This is a genomic window from Fusobacterium sp. DD2 (assembly GCF_018205345.1).
GTDB lineage: Bacteria > Fusobacteriota > Fusobacteriia > Fusobacteriales > Fusobacteriaceae > Fusobacterium_A.
Genome location: NZ_JADRHM010000076.1, coordinates 1 through 11,669, shown reverse-complemented (window position 1 = coordinate 11,669; position 11,669 = coordinate 1). Strand labels below are relative to the sequence as shown.

Below are 11,669 nucleotides of genomic sequence, written 5' to 3'. Positions count from 1 at the left end.
AGGACATCAACTGATGTCCTTTTCATTTTAAAATTTAGGTACTTTCTGTACATTAGTTATCTCTTTTCCCAGTAATCTTCTAAGAAAATTAGGTATAGCTACTGAAATATTAAGTAATCTGTACTCAAAATTTACCTGAGCACTCTTTTTCAACACCTTATAAAGCTCTCTGTATCTTATCTGAGCTTCCTTATATCTTCCAAGGCCATTATATCTTCTATATAAAATAGCTGAATAAAAACTCAGTATTAAAGTTCCAACTGCTTTTTTCCCTGTATCATCCAGATCTTTATATTTTTCATATAGGGTATCACAAATTTTTTCAAGTGATATAACACTTTTTTCTGAAACCTTATTCATAATACTTCCTTCACGCTGTCTATAAAAGTAAAAAGTTCTGTCTATAAATTTCACTTTTTTTGCTTTTAAATAAGCAAGAGTAGTGAATTCACTATCTTCATGGATAATACTCTCATTAAAATAAAGATTGTTCTTTATAAGAAAATTCTTATTGTAGAGATCGTCAACTACCTCTTCTCTAAAACATTTAGGTTGCTGAAGTGTTCCCCATAAGAATTCTGTTCCAGTAACAACATCCATATCTTTTATTCTTCTGGATCTGAAAAGAGGATCTCCAATCTTTCCTGGGATATAATATCTCATATTTCCTACTCCTATATCCAGCCTTGAAGTTATTGTTTCATATACAAATTTACTAAATTCATCAGGGTCAATAAAATCATCACTATCTATAAAAGAGACATATTTCCCTTTTGCCAACCTTAATCCTGCATTTCTGGCACTTGAAAGCCCTCCATTTTCTTTAGTTATAACAACTGTTTTCTCTGGATACTTCTCTTTAAATCTCTCTATTATCACATCACTCTTATCTTTTGATCCATCATTTACAAGAATCACTTCATAACGTAGATTTTTTATCTTGTATATTGATTTTAGACACTCCTCAAGATAATCTTCCACATTATAAATAGGAACTATAATGCTTAAATCCATACTATCCCCTTACTTTTTCAAGTTTATCTCTATAAATATTGATAATTCTCTTTTCATCAAATTCATTCAATATTTTTTTTCTACCTAAAATGCCCATTTTTTCCCTTTTCTCAACACCCATATTGAGAAATTTTATCATCTTATCAGCTAAATCTTCATAATCTTTTACTTTTACAAGAAATCCTGTTTTCCTATCATCTATTATCTCTTTACAACCTGTAACATCAGTAGCAATAAGAGGTTTTCCCATTGCTGCTCCTTCCATAAGAGTCTTAGATATTCCCTCTCTATATGATGGCAAAACTATACAGTCAACTTCTTTCATAATATTTTCAGGAGTATTTGTTGTTCCAAGGTATTTTAAAACACCTTCTTTTACTAGTCCATCCATATACTCACCATTTATTCCAGATACCCCATCTCCTAAGGCTCCTAAATACCAAAATTCAACATTTTTATATCCCTTTGTTATAAGAAGACGTGCTGCATTTTCATACTCTTTAAATCCCTTATCTACAAAGGCTCTTGCAACCATTAAAAAAACAGTGTTATCATCTTTTCTTTCCTTTGTCATTGGATGAAACCTCTGAGTATCTACCCCTTCACCTGGTAAAATAAATATCTTTGCTTCTGTTCCAATACCTTTTTCAAGTATTGTTTTTTTGTCATCTTCATTTAATACCCAGATCTCTTTGGCAAATTTTAAAGATACCTTATACATTGCAACAGCTATTTTAGATACCAGATTATCCTGTACAAATGAATATCCAAGACCTGTCATAATTGCTATTGCAGGGATTCCAGCAACCTTTGCAGCAACTGTACCATAGATATTTGGTTTAATTGTATAGTGGAAGATGATATCTGGCTTTTCTTTTTTATAAATTTTTAATAGGGTGTTTACAAGTTTTAAATCTTCAATTGGATTCATTCCACGCTTATTAAGCTCTATTGCAATTGTTTTTACACCTGGTATCTCTTTTTCCATATCAAATCTCTTATCATCAGGTGCAACTGCTATTACTTCGTGACCATCCTCTATAAGAGCTCTCAACACTCCTCCACGAAAAATATAGATATCCCACATATAGTTAGCTACAAACATTATTTTCATATGCTACTCCTTAAAACAATACAGAAATCTCTTTCCCATGTGCCCATATCTTATACACAGCATTATCTTCTACTTTAATACGGTGCTCTTTCTCATCTATTTGATGAATTATTGCATTTTCATACCTGTATAACTCTTTATTTCCTGGGAACTCAAGCTGATTAAATAATCTAAATGCACACATAAAGATAAATAACCAAAACAGAATTAATCTTCTGTGGAAATAGAAAATAAGAGGTATGATAAACCAGTAAGAGTATATAAATAGAAGTTCAACTCTTAGTGTTAAAATAGAAAACTCTGCAAAGAATAAAAATAAAAACAGTGAAATACAAAGAGAGTTAAACATTATCTTTCCATATTTCATTTTTATTATTCCATCATAACAGCACCATGCAAGTACGAATATTACCACTCTTTCAATATAGAACAGGGTAATTCCCATTGGGAAATCAGTTGGAATAAAAGATAGATAATTACAAAGCTTTATTCCCCATGCATTTGGAAGAAGCCCTGTATATATCTGAATTGAATTAAGCATCAATCTGCTATCTAAAAGATAGTATATATTTCCTAAAATAAAAATACCAAGTAGTATTTTTTTATTCCATTTTCTATTTAAAATAAAGTACATTGGCAGGTAAAGTATTGCACTGTAGTGGAATAAAAATCCAATTATATTTAAAATTAAAAATCTTGAAAAATTTCTATCTTCAATCTCTTTTATTGAAAGAGTAAATAGAAGGATTGCTTTTACATTTCTAATCATATCCACTTCTAATGGAAGTCCAAACATTCCATAAAATAATAACAGTGAAAATATTGGATATTTCGCATATCTTTTAATAATAAAATATATAAGTATAAAATCAATTCCCGTATTTACAAAGGTATAGAAATAATAGTTATTAAAAATGGTCTTTATAACACTTGTATATAACTGAAATCCTATCTCATATGAAAAAAAGATGTTTTTAAAACTATCTTCTGTTATCTCATACAATCTGGGAATCTTATCAAAGTTAGTTTTATAAGAGTACCAGTCATATCCTATAAGGCCTCTGGTGCTTAAAACAACTCCCAATATTAAAATTGAAATGATAAAAACAGTTTTCTTAAGTTTATCATTTTTACCCATCTGCTCATATATTGCCCCTGCTAATAAAATAATAAATAAAAGAATATAAACTAACATTGCAACTCCTTATCATATAATTTTAAATAACTATCAGCACACCATTCTAACGTATATTTTTTACTTCTTTCAAAGCATTTTTTTGCAACTTTTTCATATTCAGCTCTGTTTCTCAAAGAGAGAACACCCTTTGCAAGCTCCTTTTCTCCATTTACTATTATTCCAGCACCCTCTACTACATCTCTTAGCCCTGGTACATCACTTGCTATAACTGGCTTGGAACTTGCCATTCCCTCAAGTGCTGTTATTCCAAAACCTTCAAAGTGTGAGTACTGTATAACTATATCTGCACTTTTTAAAAGTTCAGGTATATCCTTTCTCATTCCTAGAAATTTTACTCTTGAATTTAAAAAGAGTTTATTACAATATTCCTTAGTCTCATTTTCAAGAGCTCCATCTCCAACAAATATAAGTTTGTATTTAACTGGAAGCCATTTAAGACTATCTAAAACTCCCTTCTGGTTTTTAGATTTATGAAATCTCGAAACCATCATAAGGAGTACATCCTCCTCTTTAAAACCAAGAGTTTCTTTAGTATAACCAACTGAATTTTGAAATTTTTCTATGTCAATTCCATTATATATTATTTTAAAATGGCTGTCATTCCTTTTTAGCCATTTTTTTAAACTTTCCTGAGTAGCTTCAGAAATACTCACTATCTTATCATAGCCACCAAATACAAATCTATCCAGCATTCTTAAAAGCTCATGCTCTCTTCTTCTATTTGAGGTACTATGCTCAGTAGTGATATATTTTCTTCTTTTATTCCTGTCAAAAAGTCTGGCTAATCTTGTCCAGTATTGAGCATGAACCAGATGGCTATGAACTATATCATAATCCTCTTTTTTTATCTCTCTTAAAATATCAAAAACGTTACTTAGAGATTTGATTGAGTTTTTTTTGCAAACTACAACCTCTATTCCTGCCTTTTCAAGATTATCCTTAAAAACAGCATTTTTATCACTAAGTATCATAACTTTTACAAGATTTCCCTTTTGCTTCTGAAAAGGAACAACCTCAGTAAGGAGTCTTTCAGCTCCTCCAAGCTCTAATGATGTAATCACGTGCAGTATCTTCATTTTGTTCCCCCTGTTAAAATATAAAACTCCGCCTGTAAAAACCTTAATAAAAATTTAATCTTATTTGTTAAAGGGAGCTCATATTTCAGCATCTCTTTATAATATTCTTTAAATCCTTTTGGATTATTTTTTATAAGTTTTGTAAAATTTTTGGTATATCCATCTGGAAGATATTCAAAATAGTATATCCCTTCATCAATATATCTTATTTTATGCTGAGTACCTATCTTCATCCAAACAAGTGCTTCAGGAATAAATTTCTCTCCATCATGTACTCTGAAAGGATATTTTCTTAAAATATCAGTTCTGAACACCTCAGCTTTATCTCCTATTATTCCTCTTTTATAGACTATTTCAAGTGGTGTTGAGTCAATAACATGCTGTGGAAATGGTTTTCCAGTAACTACTCCATCCACTCTATTCATCTTTCTAAAAGCCATTCCTCCCATATCTTTTGGAAGAGTTGCTCCATATTTTTTTATCTTTTCTATAGCGTCATTAGTTACAAAGTCATCACTGTCAACAATAAAGAAAAACTCCCCATCAGAAATGGATACACCTATATTTATAGCTCTCATTTTCCCGCCATTTTCAACATATCTATACTTAATTTCAAAAGGTGCATCTCCCTTTAAACTTTCAATATATTGATTAGTTCCATCCTGTGAACCATCATCTACAACTATCCATTGAAAATCCATATCTGTCTGTCTTTTTAGGCTTTCATATAAAAATTTTAGACTGTTTTTCCTATTATAAGTTGGAGTAAAAACTGTAACCATACTATCTTCCCTTTCCAAACAACACTGTTTTCAAAGTCATAAACATAATAACCATATCAAGATATAAACTGTAATTTTTAATATAATATAAATCATATTCAAGCTTTCTCTTTGCATCTTCAACACTTGCTCCATATGGATACATTACCTGAGCCCAACCTGTAAGCCCTGGTTTTACCATATGTCTCAAATTGTAGTATGGTATCTCTTTTTCAAGCTCATTTATGAAAACTCTTCTTTCTGGTCTTGGACCTATAAAACTCATCTCACCTTTTAATACATTTAAAATCTGAGGCAGCTCATCAATTCTTGTCTTTCTCATAAAATTTCCAAATTTAGTTACTCTTGGGTCATTTTCCTGAGCCCATTTAGCTCCATCTTTTTCAGCATCATTTCTCATACTTCTAAATTTATGAACAAAAAACTCTCTTCCTTTTTCTCCAACTCTTGCCTGACTGTATATAACAGGTCCAGGGCTTTCTAATTTTACTATTATTGCTGAAATAGCCATTATAGGAAGAGTCATAGTTCCTATTATCACTGCCATTGAAAGGTCAAATAATCTTTTAATTCTATTTCTCATCTGACTTCTTAATATTTTAAATCCATATGCCTGTAGAAGCCACTCTTCATCTATAAACTCAACTTCAACCTTACCTTCATTTTCAATCATATAGTCAAAGTAACTTTTAACTTCTACTCCACTAAGTTTAAGTTGTAAAATATCATTTATCTCTTCAGATGACATCTTAGGTTTGCATAAAATTATCAATGAAATATTATTTTCTTTTACAAATTTATCAAAATTTGGTTTCTCACCAAGATATTCAATATATTTATACTCCTGGAAATGTGGAATACTCTTCAGTACTCTTTTTTTCATCTCACCTTTTCCATATATAGTTACATATCTTATTTTAAATACTGCAACACTTATTAATACTGTTATAAGAACCTGTAAGGCTATAAAAGTAGTCATAAAAGGAATTAAAGTCAATTCCAGAGTATATACAAACCAGATTCCAAAACATAGTATATCAAGTATTACAACAAGCATGTAGTTTCTGATTTTATATTTATATCTTTGGAACTTCATATTATCTGTAATATAAGCTCCCAGTACCATAATCAGAAATCCTGCTAATGAATAAATTGTAAAAAGAGGTCCTGGAATATAGATATACTTGCAAATATAAAATACAATACCAAGGATTATTACATAAATTATATTTAATATTGTCTCTTTATCCTGTTCCATACTTATCACCTATTTAAAAAGCTCAATTCTTCTACCTGAAAGTATATTATTATCCTCATAAGTATACTTATCAAAATAGAGTCTTGCTTTAAAAAGTTCCTGTTTGCTATCAATTCCAAGTTCTGAAAATACTCCACTTGGATATACTTTATCACTAAAACCATAAACAATAAGCTGATTATTGGTTTTTGGCAGATACTGTACATTTCTAAAAAGAACACCATTTTTCCAATTTTCCTCATCGTCAAAGTGATGGGAATTTTTTGTACTCACTACTCTTCCTAAGATATCAAATGTAAATACAGCTTCATCATTTGCAATAAGCCATTTTCCATCATCTTTTACTGCATATGCCTTTTTTAATACTGATGATACATCTAAAAGATATCTTATATTTCCACATTTATCAAATACAAATGGCAATGCCTTCTCTTTTGTATTAAATGATACAAGATTCATTCCTGGCTCAATACTTCCATCTACTCTCTTTTCTATAACTATTGCTGGAAGGATATTATCAAGCTGTCCAATATTTATTGTTATAATGTTTGACTTCCCATCAACTGTGTATCTAACTTTGTTTTCAGTTCTCTGATAAAGTCCTATTATAGGAAAATCACCACTTTTACCTGCTTTTACACTATAAGTATAGTCTGGACTTTCAAACTGCCCATATACAGTTACCTGTACATTTTTATCTGCAATGCTCTCCTTAGTTTTTATAATAGCTGTAAGAGGAGCTCTTCCATAAGGATTTACCTTTACAAAAGGATTTTTGAAAGTGTAATTTCCATCTTTATACTCTTTTTCAAGAAGTTTATCATTATTTCTATCTGAAAGATAAAAATCTCCATATTGGTAGTTCTTAACAAAATCCACTCCCTCAATCTCTTTAGATAGAAATTCTTTAAATTGAGGATTTATTCCCTGTAATTTATCAAGTTTTTTATTCAATAAAACAAAACCTTCCAAGGTCTCTATTGATAATCCAGATGATAATAGCATGTGGGAATTATTTTTTATCTCATTTATAAATGCTGTATCAAAGTTTAAAAAATTAAGCATATTTCCATCATTTTCAACAAGTGCTGAGAATTTCTGCAATTCCTCTCTGTTCAAATGTTTGATTATATCCTTTAACTCTTCATTTCCTGTTACTTTAATATATTTATTTCTCTGTTTTATAAGTTCCGGTATATCATTATTTTCAACTACTTTATCATAGTCAAAATTCACGTATCTATTATTCAGATACTCTTTTATTCCTGAAGATAAAACAGACAACTCCTGGAATTCCTTTCCAACATTAAACATAGTTAAGGCATCCTCATATTTCATCTCAGAAAGAAGGTATTTTTTAGAACTATAATCCTCCTTCTTTTTCATATTTAATACTTTAACTAAATCTTTATCCTCTAAAATTGACACAGCTATCTCAGTTTTTTTCAACGATAACTGACTGATTAACCTATTTAACTCTTTACTTTCTAATTTCCTATCAATTTCTTTTTCGTATTTTTTACTCTTTGTATCTTCATAAGATTTAAAAAACATCTTGTTATTATCTAAAGTTCTTAAAATCTTTCCTCTAACCATAAAAGTGTAAAAACTTATAAAAATAACTGCCAAGGAACACAATATCAAAATTTTCTCTCTCTTATTTAATTTCATGCTCTCTCCTTTTAAAAAATCTATCACAGTATTAAGTTATTACTTGTTATCTCATACTATTTTAGCATATTTTTCAATAACTTTCTCTATTTTTTTATTCCCCTGTTACTGATTTAAAAAATGATTAAAAAAAAGTCTTCAAATTGAAGACTTGTAATTGTTTTACCTATGGTGCATAAGAAGAGACTTGAACTCTCACAGGATAAACTCCCACAAGGACCTCAACCTTGCGCGTCTACCATTCCGCCACCTATGCATATTTAATTTTAATACCAGAAATTATATGGAACTCTTCTCTTCTTACCCTGATTTTTCTTAAAGATTTTATCATATAGTCTAAGTAACATTCCAACTATGAAAAGAGGAAATAGAAATAGCTTTACCAATGTATTAACTACTAATTGCACCTGTATTTTTTTATTCTTTTCCATAATATTCCTCCAGTATAAAAAATATGGGGACGCATCAGCATCCCCTAAATTTCTTCTTATTAGCTATAACTATGCTACAGTTACGTTAGAAGCAACTGGTCCTTTAGCTCCTTCAGTTACGTCGAAAGATACTGCTTGTCCTTCTTCTAAAGATCTGAATCCTTTTGCGTTGATGTTAGAGTAGTGTACGAAATAATCGTTTCCATCTTCACCAGATATAAATCCAAACCCTTTGTCTTTGTTAAACCATTTTACTGTTCCTTTTAGCATTAATATGCACCTCCAAAATTTTAGATGAAACCAAATAGAAAAAAACAAACCCTAAAATTTTTGAAACGTGAATATTAATTTTGAAACGTGAAAAAAGTTAGTGTTTTCTTAATCAAATTCGTTTTATCTTCTTATGGGTATATAATAACATTAAAACTAAAATTATACAAGATATTTTTTTTATTTATCTATATTTCTTGTTTAGGGCCTTTAAAATGGCAAAAGTTTCCAAATCAAGATATCCCGTAGCATTTTGGGGATTAAAATGCATTTGAAAAGCATAAACTACTCTTCTGCTCTCTTCATCCCATTCATTGGCGCTATTTATATCATAACCATATTTTCTAAATTCACTCTTAATTTGAGAGATTGGAGTAGCACTGTATAACCTCTCATTCATGTAAAACTCCTTATCTTTCTCATTATACCAGGCACCAATACCATACTCTTCGTATAATCTCTTCCAAGGAAATTTTGCACCTGGATCTATTTTTCTAAGTGGAGCAATATCTGAATGTCCCACAATATTTGTTGGATCTATTTTATAACGTTTTAAAATATCTTTTAAAAGATGTGCTATCTTTTTTATCTGTCCCTCTGAGTAAGGCACATACTTATCATATGGGATAAAAAAACCGTACTCTTTGGTTTCATCAGCATAGTTATCAACACCTATATTTGTTATCTCTATTCCGATTGAGCTGTCATTTATATTGTTTCTTCCTCTAAATCCACTAAAACCTGCATGCCATGCTCTCTCATTTTCTGGAACAAGATTATAAACTGGATCTGAATCCTTACTTGTAACAAGATAGTGAGCACTTACCTGCTGAGTAGTTAAAGTCTTAAGTCCTATCTCATCATTTGTTGCAGTGTAGTGCAAGACTATAAATCTTACTCTTGAATTTTTTCCAGTGGCTTTATAACTTTTACTGTCAACACTGTAATTTATTGACGTACATGAATATAATAATAGCGTGAATATTAGTAACATAAAATTGTATTTTTTCACAACTTTCCCCCCTGTTTTATTTTTTCATTCTATAACATTTAAAAAAATATTTATTGTTTTTTGATTACACAATTATTTCCTTCTTTTTCTCTTTTATAGAATTCATTTTTATATATTGTACCATATTTTATATTTTCTTTAGAATCAATTTCTTTTGTTTTTGTATTTTTAAAATTTAAAGTTGCATAAATCTTTAATCTACTTCCTTTGATGAACTTATTTATCCTGAAATTAAAAAAGGTCCTAAATCTAATAAATTTAAGACCTGATAAATGTTTAAATTATCTAACAAGTGAAGAAAAAATTTTATACCAATTAGAAACAGTTAAAAACGTTGCAATAAATCTTCCAACCTATTTCTTTACAATAAATCCTTCTTCATTAATTTTATAAAGTTCTTCTAAATATCTTTTTACATTCGTTATAATTTTATTATAATCCTCTTCTTCTAATAAACTTAAAATAGAGTTAATATATATTCTATCTTCTATAATATTAGGGCTCATTTTATTGTATAGAATATTATTTTCAATAATGGCAATAATTAAATACTCTGAAAAACTATTAAATTTCTTTTTTAATCTTCTTTTGACATTTAAGTTTTTTGCTCTATTTACCATCCCTGCTTCATTAATATTATAATTTTCTTGAACATAAGGCATTGCAGCAGGATAATACACTAGCTGTTTTTTTAAATCCATCTTAAATCTTTCAGTTAACGTTAATGAACGTAGTGTTTCCAGTTCCACGAAAATTTTATTAATGTCTTTATCTTCCATATGTTCTGTAAGGTCTGAAATTATTTTACCAATTTTTCTTATACTCAACATTCCATTTGCACCTAAATGCCCAGATATAAGGACATTTACTACTTGAAAGGCTTTAGCAGTGTCAGTCATTTACATTCCTCCTATTACTCATCTTAATCTTCAATATTTTTTGTTTTTATCATCTGATAAATATATCTCCATATAAATCCTCTTTAGCTATTATAATTTATCTGTTCTCTTTTCATATTGATATATTACTACGCATTTTTGATAAAGTCAGCACTTTTTTTATATTTTATAAAGTAAGTTCAATATCAGATTTTTTGCATTTAAAACATTTTATTGCTCATTATCTCAATATTGAGTCAACACTATTATAAACTTATAAATAATATCATACAAAACAGTTAAAGCTCTTCCATGTGCAATTTTCTGTACATTTAACATCTAATTTTGTTCCTTGTTGTTTTAAAGATGTAATTCCTGTTCCTGATATATCAATAAAGATAAAAATGCCTTCATTGTTAAGTAAGTCCTCATAAATCCAACTTGATCTATTTTATACTCAACTATAACAATCTGATAACATATTTTTAAAAAAAATATCAAAAGATAATAAAAAACATTGAAAATATTTGAAATTTATGTTATAAAATAGAAACTTACGTGTTTTTATATAGAGTTTAGGAGGAATAATAAAATGACTAAAAAAGATTTTACAAAAATGCTATTTGAAAAAGGAATTTTTGCATCTAAAGCTGAAGCTGAAAGAAAATTCGAAGCAATCTTAGGTAGCATTGAAGAAGTACTACAATCTGGTGAAGAATTAAACTTTATCGGATGGGGAAAATTCGAAGTTGTAGAAAAAGCTGCTAGAATGGGAAGAAACCCAAAAACTGGAGAAGCTATCCAAATCGAAGCTAAAAAAGCTGTTAAATTTAAAGCTGGAAAAACTTTATTAGAAAAAATGAACTAATAGTTTTAAATGCTATTTTTAGGGTCTGTTTACACTTTACTGTGTAAATAGACCTTTTTTAATATATTTCATCTATTTCAGGTAAATAAGGCCTTGA

At 29.2% G+C, this 11,669-nt stretch carries 12 protein-coding genes and 1 tRNA gene; 1 reads left to right on the top strand and 12 read right to left on the bottom strand.

The genetic code is table 11. The features are described 5' to 3' along the window. Positions 1 to 27: 27 nt before the first annotated feature. The 12 genes from IX290_RS10150 to IX290_RS10095 all read right to left on the bottom strand — a co-directional run bounded on the left by IX290_RS10150 (position 28) and on the right by IX290_RS10095 (position 10,725). The gene (locus IX290_RS10150) at positions 28 to 1,014 is read right to left on the bottom strand and encodes a glycosyltransferase (protein WP_211493071.1); all 987 of its coding nucleotides are present in this window, start codon (positions 1,012 to 1,014) and stop codon (positions 28 to 30) included. A 1-nt stretch (position 1,015) separates the two neighbouring features. Further along, positions 1,016 to 2,128, bottom strand: coding sequence for a glycosyltransferase family 4 protein (locus tag IX290_RS10145; RefSeq protein ID WP_211493070.1), 1,113 nt, complete (start codon positions 2,126 to 2,128; stop codon positions 1,016 to 1,018). Positions 2,129 to 2,138: 10 nt separating this feature from the next. Further along, complete coding sequence (locus IX290_RS10140) at positions 2,139 to 3,323, bottom strand: EpsG family protein (RefSeq protein WP_211493069.1); 1,185 nt, start codon at positions 3,321 to 3,323, stop codon at positions 2,139 to 2,141. After that, positions 3,317 to 4,402: a glycosyltransferase gene (locus tag IX290_RS10135; protein WP_211493068.1), complete on the bottom strand. Its 1,086-nt coding sequence runs from the start codon at positions 4,400 to 4,402 to the stop codon at positions 3,317 to 3,319. The genes IX290_RS10140 and IX290_RS10135 overlap by 7 nt, the downstream gene beginning before the upstream one ends. Further along, on the bottom strand, positions 4,399 to 5,184 hold the full coding sequence (locus tag IX290_RS10130; RefSeq protein WP_211493067.1) for a glycosyltransferase family 2 protein: 786 nt from the start codon (positions 5,182 to 5,184) through the stop codon (positions 4,399 to 4,401). The genes IX290_RS10135 and IX290_RS10130 overlap by 4 nt, the downstream gene beginning before the upstream one ends. Position 5,185: 1 nt before the next feature. Continuing rightward, the gene (locus tag IX290_RS10125) at positions 5,186 to 6,442 is read right to left on the bottom strand and encodes an exopolysaccharide biosynthesis polyprenyl glycosylphosphotransferase (protein ID WP_211493066.1); all 1,257 of its coding nucleotides are present in this window, start codon (positions 6,440 to 6,442) and stop codon (positions 5,186 to 5,188) included. Positions 6,443 to 6,451: 9 nt separating this feature from the next. Further along, positions 6,452 to 8,113, bottom strand: a complete 1,662-nt coding sequence (locus tag IX290_RS10120) for an aryl-sulfate sulfotransferase (protein ID WP_211493065.1) — start codon at positions 8,111 to 8,113, stop codon at positions 6,452 to 6,454. 169 nt (positions 8,114 to 8,282) lie between these two features. Beyond that, positions 8,283 to 8,369: transfer RNA gene (locus tag IX290_RS10115), tRNA-Leu, on the bottom strand. 10 nt (positions 8,370 to 8,379) lie between these two features. Beyond that, a complete protein-coding gene (locus tag IX290_RS10110; RefSeq protein WP_211493064.1) occupies positions 8,380 to 8,544 on the bottom strand; it encodes a hypothetical protein in 165 nt (54 codons plus the stop codon). 69 nt (positions 8,545 to 8,613) lie between these two features. Further along, positions 8,614 to 8,814 carry a cold shock domain-containing protein gene (locus IX290_RS10105; RefSeq protein ID WP_101475026.1) on the bottom strand — a complete coding sequence of 67 codons (201 nt, stop codon included), beginning with the start codon at positions 8,812 to 8,814 and terminating at the stop codon, positions 8,614 to 8,616. Between the two features lie 184 nt (positions 8,815 to 8,998). Next, positions 8,999 to 9,826, bottom strand: coding sequence for an N-acetylmuramoyl-L-alanine amidase (locus IX290_RS10100; protein WP_349290760.1), 828 nt, complete (start codon positions 9,824 to 9,826; stop codon positions 8,999 to 9,001). A gap of 353 nt (positions 9,827 to 10,179) precedes the next feature. Then, positions 10,180 to 10,725, bottom strand: a complete 546-nt coding sequence (locus IX290_RS10095) for a hypothetical protein (protein ID WP_211493063.1) — start codon at positions 10,723 to 10,725, stop codon at positions 10,180 to 10,182. 571 nt (positions 10,726 to 11,296) lie between these two features. Here IX290_RS10095 and IX290_RS10090 point away from each other — a divergent pair. After that, positions 11,297 to 11,572, top strand: coding sequence for an HU family DNA-binding protein (locus IX290_RS10090; protein ID WP_211493062.1), 276 nt, complete (start codon positions 11,297 to 11,299; stop codon positions 11,570 to 11,572). Positions 11,573 to 11,669: the final 97 nt, after the last annotated feature.